The sequence below is a fragment of the Stenotrophomonas sp. SMYL41 genome (genome assembly GCF_036319965.1).
In the GTDB taxonomy this organism is placed as follows: Bacteria; Pseudomonadota; Gammaproteobacteria; order Xanthomonadales; family Xanthomonadaceae; genus Stenotrophomonas; species Stenotrophomonas maltophilia_R.
On the sequence record NZ_JAWIRX010000021.1, the window covers coordinates 60,077 to 79,112 of the forward strand.

General features: G+C 67.8%; 19 protein-coding genes. 11 read left to right on the forward strand and 8 right to left on the reverse strand.

Annotation, left to right across the window (positions count from 1 at the left end; translation table 11 throughout):
- Positions 1-27: 27 nt before the first annotated feature.
- Positions 28-810: a thioredoxin fold domain-containing protein gene (locus V3B30_RS19630; protein ID WP_262083080.1), complete on the reverse strand. Its 783-nt coding sequence runs from the start codon at positions 808-810 to the stop codon at positions 28-30.
- Between the two features lie 88 nt (positions 811-898).
- Positions 899-1,876, reverse strand: coding sequence for a site-specific tyrosine recombinase XerD (gene xerD / locus V3B30_RS19635; RefSeq protein WP_046428433.1), 978 nt, complete (start codon positions 1,874-1,876; stop codon positions 899-901).
- A 56-nt stretch (positions 1,877-1,932) separates the two neighbouring features.
- Here xerD and V3B30_RS19640 point away from each other — a divergent pair, with 56 nt between their 5' ends.
- Positions 1,933-2,424 (forward strand): RDD family protein, encoded by a 492-nt coding sequence (locus tag V3B30_RS19640; RefSeq protein ID WP_262083079.1) that lies wholly within the window; start codon positions 1,933-1,935, stop codon positions 2,422-2,424.
- A 56-nt stretch (positions 2,425-2,480) separates the two neighbouring features.
- Here V3B30_RS19640 and lptG read toward each other — a convergent pair whose 3' ends face one another.
- Both lptG and lptF read right to left on the reverse strand, forming a co-directional pair.
- The gene (gene lptG, locus V3B30_RS19645; RefSeq protein ID WP_262083078.1) at positions 2,481-3,587 is read right to left on the reverse strand and encodes an LPS export ABC transporter permease LptG; all 1,107 of its coding nucleotides are present in this window, start codon (positions 3,585-3,587) and stop codon (positions 2,481-2,483) included.
- The gene (lptF, locus tag V3B30_RS19650) at positions 3,584-4,666 is read right to left on the reverse strand and encodes an LPS export ABC transporter permease LptF (protein WP_262083077.1); all 1,083 of its coding nucleotides are present in this window, start codon (positions 4,664-4,666) and stop codon (positions 3,584-3,586) included. Before lptF ends, lptG begins: the two co-directional genes overlap by 4 nt.
- A gap of 104 nt (positions 4,667-4,770) precedes the next feature.
- Between lptF and V3B30_RS19655 the strand changes: the two genes are divergently transcribed.
- The 5 genes from V3B30_RS19655 to V3B30_RS19675 all read left to right on the forward strand — a co-directional run bounded on the left by V3B30_RS19655 (position 4,771) and on the right by V3B30_RS19675 (position 10,786).
- Positions 4,771-6,249, forward strand: coding sequence for a leucyl aminopeptidase (locus tag V3B30_RS19655; RefSeq protein WP_262083076.1), 1,479 nt, complete (start codon positions 4,771-4,773; stop codon positions 6,247-6,249).
- Between the two features lie 82 nt (positions 6,250-6,331).
- The gene (locus tag V3B30_RS19660) at positions 6,332-6,757 is read left to right on the forward strand and encodes a DNA polymerase III subunit chi (RefSeq protein ID WP_005415211.1); all 426 of its coding nucleotides are present in this window, start codon (positions 6,332-6,334) and stop codon (positions 6,755-6,757) included.
- A gap of 19 nt (positions 6,758-6,776) precedes the next feature.
- A complete protein-coding gene (locus V3B30_RS19665) occupies positions 6,777-6,968 on the forward strand; it encodes a YqaE/Pmp3 family membrane protein (RefSeq protein WP_094000477.1) in 192 nt (63 codons plus the stop codon).
- Positions 6,969-7,001: 33 nt separating this feature from the next.
- Positions 7,002-9,830, forward strand: a complete 2,829-nt coding sequence (locus V3B30_RS19670; RefSeq protein WP_262083075.1) for a valine--tRNA ligase — start codon at positions 7,002-7,004, stop codon at positions 9,828-9,830.
- 134 nt (positions 9,831-9,964) lie between these two features.
- Positions 9,965-10,786 (forward strand): EamA family transporter, encoded by an 822-nt coding sequence (locus tag V3B30_RS19675; protein WP_100471226.1) that lies wholly within the window; start codon positions 9,965-9,967, stop codon positions 10,784-10,786.
- A 45-nt stretch (positions 10,787-10,831) separates the two neighbouring features.
- Here the strand turns inward: V3B30_RS19675 and rimI are convergent, their stop codons facing one another.
- From rimI to pssA, 3 genes are read right to left on the reverse strand one after another with little or no spacing between them, the layout of a single operon-like run.
- Entirely contained in the window at positions 10,832-11,329 is a 498-nt protein-coding gene (rimI, locus tag V3B30_RS19680) for a ribosomal protein S18-alanine N-acetyltransferase (protein ID WP_100471225.1), read from the reverse strand.
- Positions 11,326-11,829 (reverse strand): hypothetical protein, encoded by a 504-nt coding sequence (locus V3B30_RS19685; RefSeq protein WP_262083074.1) that lies wholly within the window; start codon positions 11,827-11,829, stop codon positions 11,326-11,328. The genes rimI and V3B30_RS19685 overlap by 4 nt, the downstream gene beginning before the upstream one ends.
- Positions 11,826-12,602, reverse strand: a complete 777-nt coding sequence (gene pssA, locus V3B30_RS19690) for a CDP-diacylglycerol--serine O-phosphatidyltransferase (protein ID WP_019660986.1) — start codon at positions 12,600-12,602, stop codon at positions 11,826-11,828. The genes V3B30_RS19685 and pssA overlap by 4 nt, the downstream gene beginning before the upstream one ends.
- A gap of 80 nt (positions 12,603-12,682) precedes the next feature.
- Here pssA and V3B30_RS19695 point away from each other — a divergent pair, with 80 nt between their 5' ends.
- The 3 genes from V3B30_RS19695 to V3B30_RS19705 all read left to right on the forward strand — a co-directional run bounded on the left by V3B30_RS19695 (position 12,683) and on the right by V3B30_RS19705 (position 15,622).
- Entirely contained in the window at positions 12,683-13,057 is a 375-nt protein-coding gene (locus V3B30_RS19695; protein WP_262083073.1) for a DUF4124 domain-containing protein, read from the forward strand.
- Between the two features lie 255 nt (positions 13,058-13,312).
- Positions 13,313-15,016 carry a proline--tRNA ligase gene (locus V3B30_RS19700; RefSeq protein WP_262083072.1) on the forward strand — a complete coding sequence of 568 codons (1,704 nt, stop codon included), beginning with the start codon at positions 13,313-13,315 and terminating at the stop codon, positions 15,014-15,016.
- Positions 15,017-15,238: 222 nt separating this feature from the next.
- The gene (locus V3B30_RS19705) at positions 15,239-15,622 is read left to right on the forward strand and encodes an H-NS histone family protein (RefSeq protein WP_005415203.1); all 384 of its coding nucleotides are present in this window, start codon (positions 15,239-15,241) and stop codon (positions 15,620-15,622) included.
- Positions 15,623-15,734: 112 nt separating this feature from the next.
- On the opposite strand, the gene V3B30_RS19710 is transcribed toward V3B30_RS19705, so the two are convergent.
- Positions 15,735-16,994, reverse strand: a complete 1,260-nt coding sequence (locus tag V3B30_RS19710; RefSeq protein WP_100471222.1) for a threonine/serine exporter family protein — start codon at positions 16,992-16,994, stop codon at positions 15,735-15,737.
- Between the two features lie 91 nt (positions 16,995-17,085).
- Between V3B30_RS19710 and V3B30_RS19715 the strand changes: the two genes are divergently transcribed.
- On the forward strand, positions 17,086-18,207 hold the full coding sequence (locus tag V3B30_RS19715; RefSeq protein ID WP_100471221.1) for an ABC transporter permease: 1,122 nt from the start codon (positions 17,086-17,088) through the stop codon (positions 18,205-18,207).
- A gap of 1 nt (position 18,208) precedes the next feature.
- On the forward strand, positions 18,209-19,036 hold the full coding sequence (locus V3B30_RS19720) for an ABC transporter ATP-binding protein (RefSeq protein ID WP_100471220.1): 828 nt from the start codon (positions 18,209-18,211) through the stop codon (positions 19,034-19,036).

Sequence of the window (19,036 nt, forward strand, 5' to 3'; positions counted from 1 at the left end):
GGCTCTACAGGAAAAGGTCGGCTGCGATCAGCGCTTCCCGGACAGCTTGTCCAACGCGGCGCGCAGCTGCGCCGGCGGCAGGTAACCGCCCAGCTGGGTGCCATCGGGCGCGAAGATCGCCGGCGTGCCGTTGACGCCCAGCTGCTGGCCCAGCGCGTACTGCATCGCCACCGGGTTGGTGCAGTTCCTGGCCGGCACGCCGCCACCGCGCTTGGCGTTGGTCAGCGCCTGCCGACGATCGGCCGCACACCAGACTGAAATCATGTCGGTGTAGTCCTTGCTGCCCAGGCCCATGCGCGGAAACGCCAGGTACTCCACGGTGATGCCGTTGCGGTTGAGCTCGGCGATGTCCTGGTGCAGCTTGCGGCAGTAACCACATTCGATGTCGGTGAACACGCTGATGGTGTACTTCGCGTTCGGCGCAGCGAACACGATGCGGTCGCCGTGGTTGGCCTTGGCCAGCAGGCCGCGACGATAGCCGAGCAGGCCTTCGCTGTTGGCAGGGCCCTTGGCACGGGTGTCGTACGGCTGCGACTGGAACAGGTAGCGGCCATCATCGGACACGTACAGCAGCTGGCCGGAGACGACGACCTCGCGGAAGCCGGGGAACGGCGCGGCACCGATGTAATCCACCTGGAAACCCGGATTGAGTGCGGTCAACGCGGCACGTACCGCCTGGTCGGCCGGCGCGTTGGCGGCCGGGCTGGCCTTGGCCGCAGCAGCAGGCGCCTTGGTGGCCGGCGGAGCCGGCTGGGCGCAGGCGGTCAGGCTGAGCGCACCGAACACGGCGGCGATGGCAAATCGGAGCATGGAGCGATCCGCAACAGAAGAAGATCCCGGATTCTGACACAGCCACCGGAGCCGGGCCGCGACGCCCGGCACGGCCCCGGGCAGCGATTCAGCCGCGCGGATGGTGGCGGGCGTGCAGCTTCTGCAGATGCTCGCGCGCCACCAGGGTGTAGATCTGGGTGGTCGACAACGAACTGTGTCCGAGCAGCATCTGCAGCGCGCGCAGGTCGGCACCGCGGTTGAGCAGATGGGTGGCGAAACTGTGGCGCAGGCCATGCGGGCTGATCCGCGCCGGGTCGATGCCGGCCACCTGCGCGTGGCGCTTGACCAGGTGCCAGAACGCCTGCCGGGTCAGCGCGTGCAGCGTCGGCTCGATGAACAACGGCGTCTGCCCATCGGCCAGCGCGTGCACCTTGCCCTTCCCGACCAGCAAAGGGCGCGACTGCTGCAGGTAACGCTCCAGCCAATGCTGCGATTCCTCGCCCAGCGGCACCAGCCGTTCCTTGCTGCCCTTGCCGGTGACCCGCAACACGCCCTGGCGCAGGTTGACTGCGGTCGCCGGCAACAGCACCAGCTCGCTCACGCGCAGGCCGGCGGCATACATCAGTTCCAGCATGGCGCGATCGCGCAGGCCCAGCGGACTGTCGATGTCCGGTGCCGCCAGCAGCGCATCGATCTGGCTTTCGGCCAGCGCCTTGGGCAACAGCCGTGGCAGCTTCGGCGGGTCGAGCAGCGCACTGGGGTCCTCGCTGCGTTCGCCACGGCGCACGCCATCGGCGAAGAACGCCCGCAGCGCCGACAGCAGGCGCGCATTGCTGCGCGGCGACCAGCCATGCCGGGTGCGCCAGGCCAGGTAGTCGAACAGCCCGGGACGTTCGATGCCGGCCAGGCCGCCGTCGCGCCCATCCATCCAGCGCGCCAGCCCTTCCAGGTCGCGCCGGTAGCTGTCCAGGGTGGCGCGGGCCAGGCCGTTCTCGGCCCAGATCGCATCAAGGAAGCGCTGGATGCGCACGCTGTCGTCGGCGCGCAGCTCGGGCAGTTGCTGGACCAGCTGGCGGCGTTCGGCGGGGGTGGAAACAAGGGCCATGCGTGCAGGATACGAGGGCCACTGCGGGCACGGCCAGCTTTGCGTATGCTCGGCGCATGTCCCGCCCTGCCACCGACACGGCCCCTGCGGCCGCTACCGAAATGCCCCGCCCACGTGCCTTGTTGGCCTGGCGCGTGCTGGCGATGGTCTACGACGCACTGCCGGTGCTGGCGCTGTGGATGCTGGCCGGTACGCTGTTCACCCTTGCCTACACCTTCAGCGGCCACGCGCAGCGCGAGAACATCGCACCCTTCAGTGCCTGGCAGTGGCTGCTGTGGGCGGTGTGCTGGGGAATCACGGGGTGGTACGCCACGGCCAGCTGGCGCCGTGGCGGACAGACGCTGGGCATGCGTCCGTGGCGGTTGAAACTGCAATCGAGCGATGGCACGCCGCTGCGGCGCGGCCAGCTGTGGCTGCGCTTCGCGGTCGGCACGCTGTCACTGCTGCTGGGCGGGCTGGGATTCTGGTGGGCCTGGGTCGACCGCCAACGCCTGACCTGGCATGACCGCGCCAGTGGCACCCGCGTGGTGCGCATGCCGAAGCGGTGATGCGCTGTCTGTAGCCGAGCACAGGCTCGGCTACAACAACGCTACGACAACCAGAATCAGCCCGACTTGCGCCGGAACAGCAGGCCGGACACCGCCAGCATCACGATCGGTGGCAGCGCATAGGCAATGCGGTAATCGAACTTCAGCGCACCGGCCATGCGGCCGAAGAACAGCTGCAGCAGCCAGAAGCCCAGCGCGAACAGGATGCCCAGGAACAGGCGCTTGCCCATGCCGCCACTGCGCAGCGAACCAAACGCGAACGGCACCGCCGCCAGGCACAGCGCCAGCACGTTCACCGGGTAGAACCAACGGCTCCAGTACACATCCTCGAAATCACGCGCATCCAGCCCGTTGCGCTCGCGGTAGGCAATGCTGGTGCTCAGCTCGGCTACGCTCAGGTTGCGGGGCTTGGCGATGCCGGTCGCCAGCGCGGCAGGATCCAGCTTCGAGTTCCAGGGTTCACGCGCCACTTCCTGGCGGGTTGCCGAGCGCTCGCCGAAGGTGTCTCGACGCACCCCGGTCAGCGCCCAGCCGTCCTTGTCGTGCTCGACCGTGGCGGCGTGGGTCAACGAGGCAATCCGGCCATCCTCGGCGATGCGGTACAGACGCACGTCGCGCAGGATCAACCGGGTTCCCTTGTCACCGACCAGCTGTTCCTCGCCGCTCTGCGCGTTGAGGAACGTATCGCCCTCGCGTGCCCACAGACCGGAATAGCGGGTGCTGGAGATATCCCGCCCCCACTTGGCGCTGGATTTGAGCGCATCGGCGCGGTCCTGGCCCCATGGCCCCAGCGTCTCGGCGCTGAGCACCATCACCGCGGTCAGCAGCGACAGGGCGATCGCCACCGACACGCTCAGGCGCTTGCGCGACAGGCCCAGCGCGCGCAGCGCGGTCAGCTCGGAGGTGGCCGCCAGCTGGCCCAGCCCCATCAGCGCGCCGATCACTGCCGCGGTAGGGAAGAAGGTATAGGCACGGCGGGGCACGGTGTACAGCACCCACGCCGCAGCATGCCCCAGCGTGTAGCCGTTCTTGCCGATGTCCTTGAACTCACCGGAGAAGGCCATCACCACGTCCAGGCCGGTCAGCACGGCCCAGGTGAGCAGCACGGTGGTGAACACCGCACGACCCAGGTAGAAGTCGAAACGCATCGGGCGCAGCTTCATGCGCGGGCTCCCTTCGGGCGGGCCAGGCGGCCATCACGCACGTACATCCAGATGGCCAATGCCAGCAGCGGCAGGGTCAGCCACCACAGGCCAAGCGCGCCGGGAATCTTGCCGTCGGCGATCCAGCCGGCGCCGATGAAGGTCAAGTTGGTCCCTACCATGTAGGCCAGCAGCGCCAGCATCATGCGCCCGTAGCGCTGCTGGCGCGGCGAGCTGCGGCCCAGCGGCACGGTCAGCAGGGCGAAGGCCAGCGCGATCAACGGCGGTGCCAGGCGGCGGTGCAGCTGGGCCTGTGCCTGCGGCCGCGCATCGCCGATCAGCTCCAGGGTTGGCATCAGTTCCGGGTCGTCCTCGGTGCGGGTCTGTGCGCCATCGGGCAGGGCCACATCGTTGCGGGCAAAGGTCGCCAGGCGGTAGTCCAGCGCGCCGGCCACCGGCCCTTCCACCTGGTGGCCGTCATCCAGCTCCAGGAAGCGCTGGCGGGTGCCCTCGAAGTACATGCGGCCGCTGTTGGCCGACACCACTTCCAGGCGATCATCCTTCTGCCGCTGCAGGAATACCTTGCCCAGCTCGGTGCCGTCGGGCGAGATCGAGGACAGATAGACCACGCCGCCATTGGGCAGCGGTGTGAAGCGGCCCGGCTCCAGGCCGGCCATCAGCACGCTGCGGTTGGCCTCGATGATCATCTGCTCGGCCACCCGGCCGGCCCACGGGCCCAGCCACAGCGAGCAGGTGCCGACCAGCAGCACCACCGGTACCACCAGCATCAGCAGCGGCCGCAGCAGCCGCTTGGGCCCCACGCCAATGGCGGTGATGACCGCCATCTCCGAGTCGCGGTACAGGCGGGCGATGGCCAGCAGCAGGCCCAGCATCAGCGCCAGCGGCAGGATCAGCGGCAGGTAGGCGATGAACTGCAGGCCCAGCTGGGAGAACAGCAGCTTGGCCGGCAGGCGCCCGTCGGCAATGTTGCCAAGGATGTCCACCAGCACGCCGCCCACGCTGACCACCAGCAGGACGATCAGGGTAGCCAGGAAACTCTGGACGAAATCGCCCAGCAGGTATCGGTCGAGCTTCAGCATGGGGCGGTGGTTTAAACTCTGGGGTTCGTTCGCGGTGCCGCCCAGTCTACTGTCTGGGCGTAAACGGCCTGCGATTGTACGGACTCGCCAATGGAATCTGCTCAATGGCCCTCGAATTCACCCTGAACCACGTTGCTCCGGCCGCCGCCACCGTTGATTGCCTGGTGGTCGGCGCGTATGCCGACCATACCCTGACTCCGGCTGCGCAGGCCCTGGACGCCGCCAGTGGTGGCCGCCTGGCCGCCCTGGCCCAGCGCGGCGACCTGTCCGGCAAGACCGGCGCCACCACCCTGCTGCACGACCTGCCGGGCGTGTCTGCCCCGCGCGTGCTGGTGGTCGGCCTCGGCGAAGCCGCCCGCTTTGGCGTGCCGCAGTACCTGAAGGCCATCGGCGACGCCGTGCGCGCGCTGAAGGCCGGTGCTGCCCGCAGCGCACTGTTCACCCTGTCCGAAGTGGCCATCAAGGACCGCGACGCGGCCTGGGCGATCCGCCAGGCGGTGATTGCCGCCGATCACGCCGCTTACCGCTACACCGCCACCCTGGGCAAGAAGAAGGCCGACGATGCCGGCCTGGCCCAGCTGGCCGTGGCCGGTGACGACGCCCAGGCGCTGGCCCAGGGCCAGGCCATCGCCGCCGGTGTCGAGTTCGCCCGCGAACTGGGCAATCTGCCGCCGAACTACTGCACCCCGGCCTATCTGGCCGAAGTGGGCGTGAAGTTCGCCGGCGAACACGAAGGCGCCGAAGCCGAGATCCTCGACGAACACCAGATGGAAGCGCTGGGCATGGGCTCGCTGCTGGCCGTGGCCCGTGGTTCGGCCAACCGCCCGCGCCTGGTCGTGCTGAAGTGGAACAATGGCGGCGACGCCAAGCCGTACGTGCTGGTCGGCAAGGGCATCACCTTCGATACCGGTGGCGTCAACCTGAAGACCCAGGGCGGCATCGAAGAGATGAAGTACGACATGTGCGGTGGCGCCAACGTCATCGGCACCTTCGTCGCCGCGGTCAAGGCCAAGCTGCCGCTGAACCTGGTGGTGGTGGTGCCGGCGGTGGAGAACGCCATCGACGGCAACGCCTACCGTCCGTCCGACGTGATCACCTCGATGTCGGGCAAGACCATCGAAGTCGGCAACACCGACGCCGAGGGCCGCCTGATCCTGTGCGACGCGCTGACCTACGCGCAGCGCTTCGAGCCGGCCGCGCTGGTCGACGTCGCCACCCTGACCGGTGCCTGCATGGTCGCCCTGGGCCACCAGACCGCCGGCCTGATGAGCAAGCACGACGACCTGGCCAACGAACTGCTGGCCGCCGGCGAGCACGTGTTCGACCGCGCCTGGCGCCTGCCGCTGTGGGACGAGTACCAGCCGATGCTGGATTCGACCTTCGCCGACGTCTACAACATCGGCGGCCGCTGGGCCGGTGCGATCACCGCTGGCTGCTTCCTGTCGCGCTTCGCCGAAGGCCAGCGCTGGGCCCACCTGGACATCGCCGGCGTGGCCAGCGATGAAGGCAAGCGTGGCATGGCCACCGGCCGCCCGGTCGGCCTGCTGAGCCAGTGGCTGCTGGACCAGGTTGCCCGCGCCTGATGCCGTACCCGACCCTGGCCGGCCTGCGCCGGCCAGGGCCTCGCCCGGCACTGCCGGGCCCCTGCCTGACCCGGACCCTGCCATGCCCCGCGCCGACTTCTACCTGATCGCCAAGCCCCGTTTCCTGACCGAGCCGTTGCGCCTGGTCTGCGAGCTGGCACGCAAGGCCAATGACGCCGGGCTGTTCACCCTGGTACTGGCCCGTGACCAGGCCCAGGCCGAGGAACTGGACGAGCTGCTGTGGGCGTTCGACAACGATGCCTACATCCCGCACCAGATCGCCGGCGAGGACATGGACGAGGAAGAGGCCCTGGTGCTGATCGCCGTGCCCGGCACCGAAGCACCGGCGCGTCCGCTGGTGATCAACCTGCGCGACGAGCCCTGGCTGGGCCAGTGCGAGCGCGTGCTGGAAGTGGTTCCGGCCGATCCGGAAGCGCGCGAACCATTGCGCGAGCGCTGGCGCCAGTACAAGGCCGCCGGTTACGACCTGAACAAGCACGACATGTAAGCCCGGCGAGGACCCCTTGATGCGCCTGCTGATCGCCCTGATTCTTCCCTGGCTGTCTTTTTTCACCATCGGCCGACCGCTGGCCGGCATCGTCTGCCTGATCCTGCAGATCACCCTGATCGGCTGGTTGCCTGCCGCCATCTGGGCCGCCTACGCGGTCAGCCAGTACCACACCGACCAGAAGATCCGGCGCGCCCTCGGGCCGCGCTGATCTCCCTTCCGCCTTGATTACCGGTTCCCCCGCATGACCCAACTCGCCTCCAGCTACGACCCGAAGTCCTTCGAGACCGACCTCTACGAGGCCTGGGAGAAGGCCGGCCACTTCAAGCCGTCCGGCACGGGCGAGCCGTACACCATCCTGCTGCCGCCGCCGAACGTGACCGGCACCCTGCACATGGGCCATGCGTTCCAGCAGACCCTGATGGACGCACTGGTGCGCTACCACCGCATGCGCGGCTACGACACGCTGTGGCAGGTCGGTACCGACCACGCCGGCATCGCCACCGAAATGGTGGTCAGCCGCAACCTGGCGCTGGAGGGCAAGGGCGAGACCCGCGATTCGCTGGGCCGCGAAGGCTTCATCGGCAAGGTCTGGGAGTGGAAGCAGCAGTCCGGTGACACCATCGAACGCCAGATGCGCCGCCTCGGCACCTCCGCCGACTGGTCGCGCAGCACCTTCACCATGGACCCGCAGCCGTCGGCGGCGGTCAACGAAGCCTTCGTGCGCTGGTACGAGCAGGGCCTGATCTACCGCGGCCAGCGCCTGGTCAACTGGGATCCGGTGCTGAAGACCGCGATCTCGGACCTGGAAGTGGAGAGCGCCGAGGAAGACGGCTTCCTGTGGTCGATCGCCTACACGCTGGATGAGGGCCTGAGCTACGAGCACGTCGAGCGCGATGCCGACGGCGTGGAAACCCTGCGCGAAACCCGCGACTACCTGGTCGTCGCCACCACCCGCCCGGAAACCCTGCTGGGCGATACCGCAGTGATGGTGCACCCGGAAGACGCGCGCTACGCGCACCTGATCGGAAAGAGCGTGGTGCTGCCGCTGACCGGCCGCCGCGTGCCGGTGATCGCCGATGACTACGTGGACCGCGCGTTCGGCACCGGCGTGGTCAAGGTCACTCCGGCGCACGATTTCAACGACTATGAAGTCGGCGTGCGCCACAGCCTGCCGATGATCAACCTGTTCACCCCGGTGGCGGCGCTGAATGAAAACGCACCGGAACGCTTCCAGGGCCTGGACCGCTATGCCGCGCGCAAGGCCGTGCTGGCCGAGCTGGAAGACCTCGGCATCCTGGTCGAGACCAAGGCGCACAAGCTGCAGGTGCCGCGCGGCGACCGGACCGGCCAGGTGATCGAGCCGTACCTGACCGACCAGTGGTTCGTGAAAATGGACGACCTGGCCAAGCGCGGCCTGGAACTGGTGGAGGACGGAAGCATTTCCTTCGTGCCGCCGAACTGGATCAATACCTACCGCCACTGGATGAACAACATCCAGGACTGGTGCATCAGCCGCCAGCTGTGGTGGGGCCACCGCATTCCGGCGTGGTTCGACGCCGCCACCGGCAGCTGCTACGTCGGTCGCAGCGAGGAGGAAGTGCGGGCCAAGAACAACCTGGGCAGCGACGTGGTGCTGAACCAGGAAAGCGACGTGCTGGAGACCTGGTTCTCCTCGCAGCTGTGGCCGTTCTCCACCCTGGGCTGGCCGAACGAGCAGGCCATGGCCGAGCGCGGCTTCGACCGTTACCTGCCGTCGTCGGTGCTGATCACCGGCTTCGACATCATCTTCTTCTGGGTGGCGCGCATGATCATGGCCACCGACAACCTGGTCGGGAAGATCCCGTTCAAGGACGTCTACTTCACCGGCCTGATCCGCGACGGCCAGGGCCAGAAGATGTCCAAGAGCAAGGGCAACGTGCTCGACCCGCTGGACATCATCGACGGCATCACCATCGACGACCTGGTCGCCAAGCGCACCGGCGGCCTGATGCAGCCGAAGATGGTGGAGAAGATCGAGAAGGCCACCCGCAAGGAATTCCCGGACGGCATTGCTGCCCACGGTGCCGACGCGCTGCGTTTCACCATCGCCGCGCTGGCCACCCACGGCCGCGACATCAAGTTCGACATGAACCGCGCCGAGGGTTACAAGAACTTCTGCAACAAGCTGTGGAACGCCAGCCGCTTCGCCCTGATGAACACCGAGGGTGCTGCATTCACCGGCGTGCCAACCCCGCGCACCGATGCCGAACGCTGGATCCTCTCGCGCCTGGCCGCCACCACCGCCGAGGCACAGGGCCATTTCGCCGCCTACCGCTTCGACCTGCTGGCACAGTGCCTGTACGAGTTCGCCTGGAACGCGTTCTGCGACTGGTTCCTGGAACTGAGCAAGCCGGCACTGAACGGTGCCGACGCCGCCGACGCCGAAAGCACCCGCCACACCCTGCTGTACGTGCTGGAAGCGCTGCTGCGCCTGCTGCACCCGCTCACCCCGTTCATCACCGAACAGCTGTGGCAGCAGCTGGCGCCGCGCCTGGGCCTGGCCGAAACCACGCTGTCGCTGCGCCCGTACCCGACCGCCACCGAATTCGAAGGCGATTTCGCCCAGGCCGAGGCCGACGTGGAATGGCTGAAGGCGGTGATCAGTGCAGTGCGTCGCGTGCGCAGCGAACTGAACGTCGCCCCGTCCAGGCAGGTGCCGCTGCGCCTGCAGGCCGGGCTGGAGCAGGATCGCGTGCGCATCGAACGTTTCAGCGCCTCGCTGTCGTTCCTGCTCAAGCTGGACAGCATCCAGTGGCTGGCCGAGGGCGAAAGCGCACCGCCGGCCGCCGCCGCGATCGTGGGTGAACTGAAGCTGCTGGTGCCACTGGAAGGCCTGGTTGATCTCGATGCCGAGCGTGTGCGCCTGGACAAGGAAATCGCGCGCGTCGAAGCCGAAAAGGAAAAGAGCGAGACCAAGCTGGCCAGGTTCACCGACAAGGTGCCACCGGCGGTGGTCGAGCAGGAGCGCGTGCGCCTGGTCGACTGGAACACCCAGCTGGCCGGCCTGCGCGAGCAGCGCGCCAAGCTGTAAGCGCCGCGCTCTGGTGCGTGCCAACCAAGGTTGGCACCTACCACGGCGGGAAAGGTTGGCACCCACCGAAGCGGCATCGGAAACGCCGGGCAATGCCCGGCGTTTCCATTTCCCCGGCATGGCATCATCACCGGATGCCGCTTTCCATCTTCCTGCTGGTTCTCGCCGCAGCCGCGCTGCATGCCAGCTGGAATGCGATCGTCAAACGTGGACCGGACAAGTTCCTTGGCACGGTGCTGGTCACCGGCAGTGCCGCGCTGTTGTCGGCCGCCGCCCTGGGCTTCCTGCCCTTGCCGGCCGCACGGAGCTGGCCGTGGCTCGGCGCGTCGGTACTGCTGCAGGTGACGTATTACGGGCTGGTCGCACGCTGTTACCAGCAGGTCGACATGAGCCTGGCCTATCCGCTGATGCGTGGCAGCGCGCCGATCCTGGTCGCACTGGCGGGCACCCTGCTCGGTGAGGCCTTGCCCGCCGCAGCGTGGCTGGGCGTGGTGCTGGTAAGCACCGGCATCCTGTGCATGGCACTGGGGGCGCGTGGCGGCCAGCTGCGCCTGCCGCTGCTGACCGCGGCAATGATCGCCACCTACACCCTGGTCGATGCGCAAGGCGCGCGGCAGTCAGGCAGCGCGCTCAGCTACACGCTGTGGTTGTTCCTGCTGTCGGGCATTCCGCTGCCGCTGTGGGCGTTGTACACCCGCGGCGGCGTGGTGCTGGACTATGCGCGGCAGCATTGGCCGCTGGGCCTGGCCGGTGGCGTCGGCACCACGGCCTCTTACGGGATGGCCCTGTGGGCGATGACCCAGGCGCCGGTGGCGATGGTCTCGGCGCTGCGCGAATCCTCGATCCTGTTCGCGCTGCTGATTTCGGTGTTCCTGCTGCGCGAACGCATACCGCGTGCGCGCTGGCTGGCAGCGGCGCTCATCGTCGGCGGTGTGCTGGCGTTGCGGCTGGCGTGAGCGGCGCATCGGGCGCGCCGGCCGCTGGCCGGCAACCATTCCCCGTTACAGCGGCGGCATTGCCTGCAGGTCGCCGTCGACCAGTTCGATCGCCATCACCACCGCATCCTCGCGGCCCTGTGCAGCCGGGTAGTAGCGCGGGCGGCGGCCGATCTCGTTGAAGCCTTCGCTGTGGTACAGCGCCAGCGCCGGCGTGTTGGACGGACGCACTTCCAGGAACACGCGCTGTGCGCCGCGGTCGGCGGCCAGCTGCACCAGCGCGCGCAGCAGCTGGCGCCCCAGCCCGCGCGACTGCGCCAGCGGATCGATGCAGATGTTCAGCACGTGCGCTTCATCGGCGGCGATGCTGAGCACGCCATAGCCGATCAGCAGGCCATCGCGCTCCATCGCCAGGCCGGGATAGCCGGCGCGCAGGCAGTCGATGAAGATGCCGCGGGTCCAGGGAAAAGGGTAGCCCCGCAGCTCGATCGCCATCACGGCGTTGAGGTCGCTCTCGCGCAGCGCGCGCAGGCTGACCGGGCCGGGCCGGGTCACCGCGCTCATGGCGTGCCCCGCTTGCGCAGGGCACGCAACTGCGGCCACAACGCACGCTTGGCGGCTGGGTCGCGGCGCAGCTGGTCCAGCGGCCAGCTTTCCATCAGCCGCTGCGTCGCCGGGTCGTTCGGGTTGCAGCCGGACGCACGCAGCAACGCGATCTGCAGGCGATCCGGCAGGCGGACCACCGGCTGGCGTGCGTTGCCGCTGGGCATCGGGCGCTGAGACGCCGGCACGGTATCCGGGGCGCTGACCGGCGTTTCGCGGCCCGGCGGTGCCGGGCGTTCCTGCCGGGCTGCGGGCGCCGGCCCGGCATGCGGTTCGCGCGATGGCACGGGGGCCCGCACCGGTTCCGGCGCGGCGACGCTGGCCTCGGCTTCGGCCACGCTCAGCTGCAGCGCGGCATCCAGCTCGGTGGCCAGCTGGCCGTCGTGATAGACGGTGTAACCCATGGCCTGCAGCCAGGCCTGCTGGGCCGGTGACCACAGCACGGGCAGGTCCTGGCTCACGCGGCCTCGGGCTTCTTGCGCAGGCGCTGCACGGCCCACATCACCGGGCCGGACAAGGCGTACAGGATGCCGACCGCGAACAGCACGCGCGGCAGGTCGATGACCGCAATGGCGATGGCCACCGGCACCAGGGCCAGCACCAGGAACGGCACGCGGTCCGAACGGGTACCCTTGGCACCGCCGCCCTTGAAGCTCCAGAAGCGGATGCGGCTGACCATCAGCAGTGCAGCGATGATCGTCACCGCCAGCGCCACGTAGCGCAGCTGGTTGCCGTCCCAGCCCAGGTTGCCATCGGCGAACGCCCAGACGAAGGACATCATCAGGCCCGCTGCAGCCGGGCTGGCCAGGCCGACGAACCAGCGCTTGTCGACCACCGCCACCTGGGTATTGAAGCGGGCCAGGCGCAATGCCGCGCAGGCCGCATACAGGAAGGCCACGGCCCAGCCGACGCGGCCGAGCAGCGGATCGTCGAACTTCAGCCAAGACAGCGACCAGTGGTACATCACCAGCGCCGGGGCCATGCCGAAGCTGACCAGGTCGGCCAGCGAGTCGTACTGCACGCCGAATTCACTGCTGGTGCCGGTCAGGCGCGCCACGCGCCCGTCCAGGCCATCCATCACCGCCGCCACGAACACGGCGATGCTGGCATTGACGAAATCCCCGTTGGCCGCGGCGATGATCGCGTAGAAACCGGCGAACAGGCCGGCGGTGGTGAACAGGTTAGGCAGCAGGTAAATCGTGCGCGAGCGCGGCGGCGGTGTGATCGGGTCCATGGAATCCAGTTTAATCGACTTGCCAGCGGTCGGCGCCAATGCTGCAATCGGCGTTCTGCGCCCATTCCGTGGAGTTTGCCATGCGTGCCCTGTCCTGCCTTGGATGCCTGCTGCTGTTGGCCAGTGCCAACGCCGTGGCCGGCCCCGTCTACAAATGGAAGGACGCCAATGGCGTAACCCAGTACTCGGAGACCCCACCGGCGGGCAAGAAGTTCGAGACCCGCGAACAGGCCCGCACCCCGCAGGCCACGACCAGCACCGAGGCCCCGGCCGCGCCGGTCCCCGAGCAGTGCAGCACGGCCCGGGCCAACCTGGCCCTGCTGGATGGTGGTGGCCAGGTGATGCAGGACACCGATGGCGATGGCAAGCCCGATACTCCGTTGACCCCGGAGCAGCACACCGCGCAGAGGGGATTGGCCGAAGCCGCCATCAAGGCCTACTGCCCAGCACAGTGAGGGTATCGGCAGGGCTTGCAGCCCTGCACCCGCAGAGGCAACAGCAAGGGCAACGTCAAATGCCAGAGCGGCTTCCTGGGGGATGGCAGGGCACTGTGGGTTTGCGGGGCCACCGGACCCACCCCGCCATCCCACAGGAAGCCCGCTGTTGCTGTTGACGTTGCTTCAGGCGGGTGCAGGGCGCAGCCCTGCCGATACCCCTCCCCCCGGCCGGGCTGGCAGAATAGAGGTCTCTGCCGTTATCCGAAGCCGACGATGCGCCTCTCCCAGTTCCACCTGCACACCACCAAGGAAACCCCCAGCGACGCCGAGCTCACCAGCCACCGGCTGATGCTGCGCGCGGGCATGATCCGCAAGCTGGCATCGGGCCTGTACACCTGGTCGCCGCTGGGCCTGCGCGTGCTGCGCAAGGTCGAGCGCATCGTGCGCGAGGAAATGGACCGGGCCGGTGCCGTGGAATTCCAGATCCCGACCATCCAGCCAAAGGAACTGTGGGAGCAGACCGGCCGCTGGCAGAAGTTCGGCCCGCAGCTGCTGAAGATCAAGGATCGCAAGGACCAGGTGTTCTGCTACAGCCCGACCGCCGAAGAAGCGGCCTGCGACTTCGCGCGCAGCGAGCTGTCCAGCTACAAGCAGCTGCCGGTGAATTTCTACCAGGTGCAGACCAAGTTCCGCGACGAGATCCGCCCGCGCTTCGGCGTGATGCGTTCGCGCGAATTCCTGATGAAGGACGCCTATTCGTTCCACCTGCACGATGAGTGCCTGGTGCGCGAGTACGAGAACATGAAGTCGGCCTACAGCCGCATCTTCACCCGCCTCGGCCTGGATTTCCGCATGGTGCAGGCGGACTCCGGTGCGATCGGCGGCGATGCGTCGCAGGAGTTCCACGTGATCGCCGATTCCGGTGAGGACGCCCTGGTGTTCTCCACCGGCTCGGATTACGCGGCCAACATGGAAGCAGCCATTGCCGCCGATCCGGCGCCGCGTGCGGCCGCCACCGAAACGATGCGCAAGGTGGAAACTCCCACCCAGAAGACCTGCGAGGACGTCGCGGCACTGCTCGGCATCGACCTGCAGCGCACCGTCAAGTCGGTGGCGCTGATCGCCGGCGAAGGCGAGGCGCAGCGGTTTGTACTGGTGCTGGTGCGTGGCGACCACGAGGTCAACGAGATCAAGCTGGCCAAGGTTGCCGGCCTGGACGAGCAGCGCTTCGCCAGCGAATCAGAAATCGCCGAGTACCTGGGCAGCGTGCCGGGCTTCCTCGGCCCGGTCGCCCCGGCCAAGGCCATCCGCGTGGTGGCTGATCGCGAAGTGGCGGCGATGGCGGACTTCGTCGTTGGTGCCAACGAGGCCGGTTTCCACCTGGCCGGCGTCAACTGGGGCCGCGACCTGCCGGAACCGGAAGTGGCCGATATCCGCAACGTGCGTGCCGGCGACCGTGCCGTGGACGGCGGTGAACTGAAGATCGCCCGTGGCATCGAAGTCGGCCACGTGTTCCAGCTCGGCCGCAAGTACGCCGAAGCGCTGGATGCCACCGTGCTGGATGAAAACGGCAAGGCGGCGGTGATGGCGATGGGCTGCTACGGCATCGGTATCTCGCGCGTGGTGGCTGCCGCGATCGAACAGAACCATGACGATGCCGGCATCATCTGGCCGGATGCGATGGCACCGTGGCAGGTGGTGGTATGCGTGATCAACCCGAAGGGCGATGCGGCCGTGGCCGACGCCGCTGCCACCCTGCTGCAGGAGCTGCGCGACGCAGGCCTGGATGCTGCACTCGACGACCGCGGCCTGCGCCCGGGTGCGATGTTCGCCGACATGGAACTGATCGGGATTCCGCACCGCGTGGTGGTCAGCGAACGCGGCCTGGCCGGCGGTACCTACGAGTACCGCTCGCGCCGCGCCAGCGACGCGGAGAGCCTGGACAAGGCGACCCTGCTGCAGCGACTGCAGGGCTGACATGAAAAGACCGGGGCCTGCCCCGGTCTTTTTTTTGCCTGCACCAGCGCGGGCCAATATTGCAGCGGACATAATCCGGTCAAAATCACCGCAACAGCGTCGGCATGCCGCCACGGCATGTCCTTCCTGCATTTGTGCTTGGATTAATTCATCTCTATTCTGTCCGCCGACGCCATGGACTGGCTCGTCCCGTCCACTTATTAGTTTCCGGAGTAACCGTAAATGAGCATTGACCTGACCGGCCTGTCGGCGCGCGAACTGGGCGCCCTGATCCGCACCGCGAAGAAGCAGCAGACCATCGTCGCCAAGCGCCGGCCGATCACCAAGGTTCGCGCCCAGCTGACCAAGCTGGCCAAGACCGAGGGTTACACCATCGAGGAACTGTTCGGCGACGCCCCGGCCCCGCGCGCGCGCAAGGTCGCCAAGGTTGCCAAGGCCCCGTCGAAGACCGCCGGCCGCAAGCTGGGCAAGGTGGCCCCGAAGTACCGCAACCCGGCCAACCCCAAGGAAACCTGGACCGGCCGCGGCAAGCAGCCGCGCTGGATGGCCGAGCTGACCGCCAAGGGCAACAAGAAGCCGGAAGATTTCCTGATCAAGAAGGCCTGAGGCCGGATCGGGATGCACTGAAGAACGCCGGCGAACGCCGGCGTTTTTTTCATGTCCCGGAAAGATGTGTGGACCAACGGTCCACACCCACAGGAAGCAGCCCAGAGGGCGATTACAGGGTCTTGCGAGCGGGCATCAGCAGGTTGCCGAAGAGCAGGCCGGCCACCAGCGCCATCACCACGTTGAGCACGGTGAGGAACACGCTCTGGCCGGCCCCCACGTCCTGCTGCTGGACCAGGGTCAGCACGCCGCGCAGGCTGGTGCTGCCGGGCACCATCATGATGATGCCCGGCAGGCGGATGATCGCGCCCGGGCGCCCGACCAGGCGGCCGAACAGATTGCCACCGGCAGTCAGCAGCATCGCCGACAGGAAAATGCCGGCCGGCGCGCCCCAGGCGTGCCCACCGAACTTGGAGATCGCATAACCGGCCACCGAGGCGGCGATCACCCACGGGTAATCGCGGCGGTTGGCCTTGAACAGCATCGCGAAGGCGAAGGCTGCGGTCAGCAGCGAGCCCCACTCCACCCATGGCCCCTGCGGCCGCGTGGCGCGGACCACCGGGTCCAGCCCGAGCACGTCGGCCAGGGTCACCGCGATCATCGCACCGACGCTGAGCTTCATGATGGTGGTCAGCGCGCCGGCAAAGCGCGCGGTCCCCGACACCCAGTGCTGGCTGGCCAGCTCGTTGACCGCATTGGTCAGCGACATGCCGGGCAGCAGCACCACCAGCGAGGCGATGATCACCGTGTTGAGGTTGAGCGCACCGATGAAGGATGCGACCAGCGTGGCGACCAGGCCGGCCAGCAGCGCGGCCAGTGCCTCGGCGGCTTCGCGGGTGGCCGGGCGGCGGTCGGTGACCATGCCGAGCAGGCCGATCATCAGGCCGATGACACCGGCCGTGGCAATGTCCAGCCACGGCAGCTTCCACATACCCGCCACGCCGGCCGCGCCGAGGCTGAACGACAGAATGGTGCGCAGCTTGCCGCGCCGGCCCGGATCCTTGTCCAGCTGGCGCAGCGCGGTATGGCCCTGGGCGATGCTCATCCGCCCGTTGGACACTTCCTCAGCGATATGGTCGGCGACGCTGAGCTTGTGCAGGTCGTTCTCACCGGGCGCCAGGCGGATCACGCGGGTGATGTCACTGGAGCCGATCGCCTGCGCCGGATCGCTGAAGCTGAGGATGATACCGGTGGGATTCGACCACGGTTCACAATCCAGATCGAGCTGGCGGGCCAGTGCCACCACCGCCGCTTCCAGGCGCTGGGCCGTGGTGCCATAGCTGTGCAGGCGTCCGGCGATCTCGGAAACAAAGGCCACGCGCTGTGCGTAGGTAGCCTGGGGCGTGGGGATCGTGTGAGCGTCTGCGGACATGCGCCGTAGTATTACCTACGCTGGGCCCACCGGAGAAATTCATCCGAGTTCGACGCGAAGCCCGATACAGAACGGTTATGCTGCGACCCGAATGGCCCAAGTGACCCCGAACCACGCCCCCCAGCTCGAACAGGATGCCCACGACCCGGGCCTGATCCGCCTGTCCGGCACCTGGACCTTGAAGACCGCGCTGGCCGCGGCCGAGGTCCTGCACGGCGTTCCCGATACGCTAACCGGCATCGATGCCACCGGCATCGAACAGCTGGATTCGGCTGGCGTGCTGCAGGTCCTGCGCGTAGCACATCGTGCCGATCTGCACGAAGACGCACTGCAGTTCCGCCCGGACCACCAGGCGCTGGTGTGCACCATCGAGGAAGTGGCCGACGACCGGCCCAAGCCCAAGCGCGATTTCGGCGTGCTGGCCGCGCTGGAACGGCTGGGCGTCAGCGTCCACACCACCGGCCACAACATCAAGGCGCTGTGCAGTTTCCTCGGCGAGAACCTGGTCAAGGCGGCCCGGCTGGTCAAGGAACCCCGCCGCTTCCGGCTGACCGCCACCGTGCACCAGATGGAGCAGGTGGGGCTGGACGCGGTACCGCTGGTGGCGCTGCTGTCCTACCTGGTCGGTGCGGTGATCGCCTTCCTCGGCTCGACCATCCTGCGTGACTTCGGCGCCGAGATCTACGTGGTCGAGCTGGTCAACATCGCCTTCCTGCGCGAGTTTGCCGTGCTACTGACCGCCATCGTGCTGGCTGGCCGCACCGCCAGTGCATTCACCGCGCAGATCGGTGCGATGAAGGCACGCGAGGAAATCGATGCGATGCGCACGCTGGGCCTGGACCCGGTCGACCTGCTGGTGTTGCCACGGTTGCTGGCATTGCTGGTCACCCTGCCCCTGTTGACCTTCATCGCGATGGTCGCCGGCCTGGCCGGCGGCATCACCGTGGGCGCGTTCGACCTCGACATCCCGCCAAAGATGTACATCGCGCGCATGCACGAGACGATGGAAGTACGGCACATGCTGGTCGGCCTGTCGAAGGCGCCGGTGTTCGCGCTGGTGATCGGCCTGATCGGCTGCCTGGAAGGACTGAAGGTCGAGGGCACCGCGCAGTCGGTCGGCGAGCGCACCACCTCGAGCGTGGTGCAGACGATCTCACTGGTGATCATCATCGACGCCTTCGCGGCGTTGTGGTTCATGCACATGGACTGGTGACATGAGCACATCCGCCCTCCCCGAAACCCTCGACATGCACGATGGCGACGGCCACGAACTGGCCATCCGCGTGCGTGGCCTGGTCAACCGCTTCGGCAGCCAGACCGTGCACGAAGACCTGGACCTGGACGTGCGCCGCGGCGAGATCCTGGGCGTGGTCGGCGGCTCCGGTACTGGCAAGTCGGTGCTGATGCGCTCGATCCTTGGCCTGCGCACGCCCGACGAGGGCCGGATCGAAGTGCTGGGCCGCGATGCGCGTGCCGACGATGCCGAGAGCCGCCTGCACATCGAGCGCAACACCGGCGTGCTGTTCCAGGACGGCGCCCTGTTCTCCTCGCTGACCGTGGGCGAGAACGTGCAGGTGCCACTGAAGGAACACCATCGCGAACTGCCCGAACGCTGGCACTACGAACTGGCGCTGCTGAAAGTGAAACTGGCCGGCCTGCCCGCCGACGCGATCAACAAGCTGCCCTCGCAGCTGTCCGGCGGCATGCGCAAGCGCGCCGGCCTGGCCCGGGCGCTGGCGCTGGATCCGCCGCTGCTGTTCCTGGACGAACCCACCGCCGGCCTCGACCCGATCGGCGCGGCGGCATTCGACCGCCTGATCAAGACCCTGCAGGAAGCGCTGGGGCTGACCGTGTTCCTGATCACCCACGACCTGGACACGCTGTACGCCATCTGCGACCGCGTCGCCGTGCTGGCCGACCGCAAGGTGGTGGCCAACGCGCCGCTGCCGGACATCGAGAAACTGGATCATCCGTGGATCCAGGAATACTTCCACGGACCCCGCGCGCGCGCCGCGCGTGGCGAACAGATTGAGAGTGCCTGA

Coding starts and splice junctions, on each gene's coding strand:
- xerD (WP_046428433.1), bottom strand. CDS start 1,876: ATGGCCCTTGTTTCCACCCCCGCCGAACGCCGCCAGCTGGTCCAGCAA.
- V3B30_RS19710 (WP_100471222.1), bottom strand. CDS start 16,994: ATGTCCGCAGACGCTCACACGATCCCCACGCCCCAGGCTACCTACGCA.
- V3B30_RS19675 (WP_100471226.1), top strand. CDS start 9,965: ATGCCGCTTTCCATCTTCCTGCTGGTTCTCGCCGCAGCCGCGCTGCAT.
- V3B30_RS19660 (WP_005415211.1), top strand. CDS start 6,332: ATGCCCCGCGCCGACTTCTACCTGATCGCCAAGCCCCGTTTCCTGACC.
- V3B30_RS19655 (WP_262083076.1), top strand. CDS start 4,771: ATGGCCCTCGAATTCACCCTGAACCACGTTGCTCCGGCCGCCGCCACC.
- lptF (WP_262083077.1), bottom strand. CDS start 4,666: ATGCTGAAGCTCGACCGATACCTGCTGGGCGATTTCGTCCAGAGTTTC.
- V3B30_RS19705 (WP_005415203.1), top strand. CDS start 15,239: ATGAGCATTGACCTGACCGGCCTGTCGGCGCGCGAACTGGGCGCCCTG.
- V3B30_RS19630 (WP_262083080.1), bottom strand. CDS start 810: ATGCTCCGATTTGCCATCGCCGCCGTGTTCGGTGCGCTCAGCCTGACC.
- V3B30_RS19665 (WP_094000477.1), top strand. CDS start 6,777: ATGCGCCTGCTGATCGCCCTGATTCTTCCCTGGCTGTCTTTTTTCACC.
- V3B30_RS19720 (WP_100471220.1), top strand. CDS start 18,209: ATGAGCACATCCGCCCTCCCCGAAACCCTCGACATGCACGATGGCGAC.
- V3B30_RS19700 (WP_262083072.1), top strand. CDS start 13,313: ATGCGCCTCTCCCAGTTCCACCTGCACACCACCAAGGAAACCCCCAGC.
- V3B30_RS19695 (WP_262083073.1), top strand. CDS start 12,683: ATGCGTGCCCTGTCCTGCCTTGGATGCCTGCTGCTGTTGGCCAGTGCC.
- lptG (WP_262083078.1), bottom strand. CDS start 3,587: ATGAAGCTGCGCCCGATGCGTTTCGACTTCTACCTGGGTCGTGCGGTG.
- V3B30_RS19640 (WP_262083079.1), top strand. CDS start 1,933: ATGTCCCGCCCTGCCACCGACACGGCCCCTGCGGCCGCTACCGAAATG.
- V3B30_RS19670 (WP_262083075.1), top strand. CDS start 7,002: ATGACCCAACTCGCCTCCAGCTACGACCCGAAGTCCTTCGAGACCGAC.
- V3B30_RS19715 (WP_100471221.1), top strand. CDS start 17,086: ATGGCCCAAGTGACCCCGAACCACGCCCCCCAGCTCGAACAGGATGCC.
- rimI (WP_100471225.1), bottom strand. CDS start 11,329: ATGAGCGCGGTGACCCGGCCCGGCCCGGTCAGCCTGCGCGCGCTGCGC.
- pssA (WP_019660986.1), bottom strand. CDS start 12,602: ATGGACCCGATCACACCGCCGCCGCGCTCGCGCACGATTTACCTGCTG.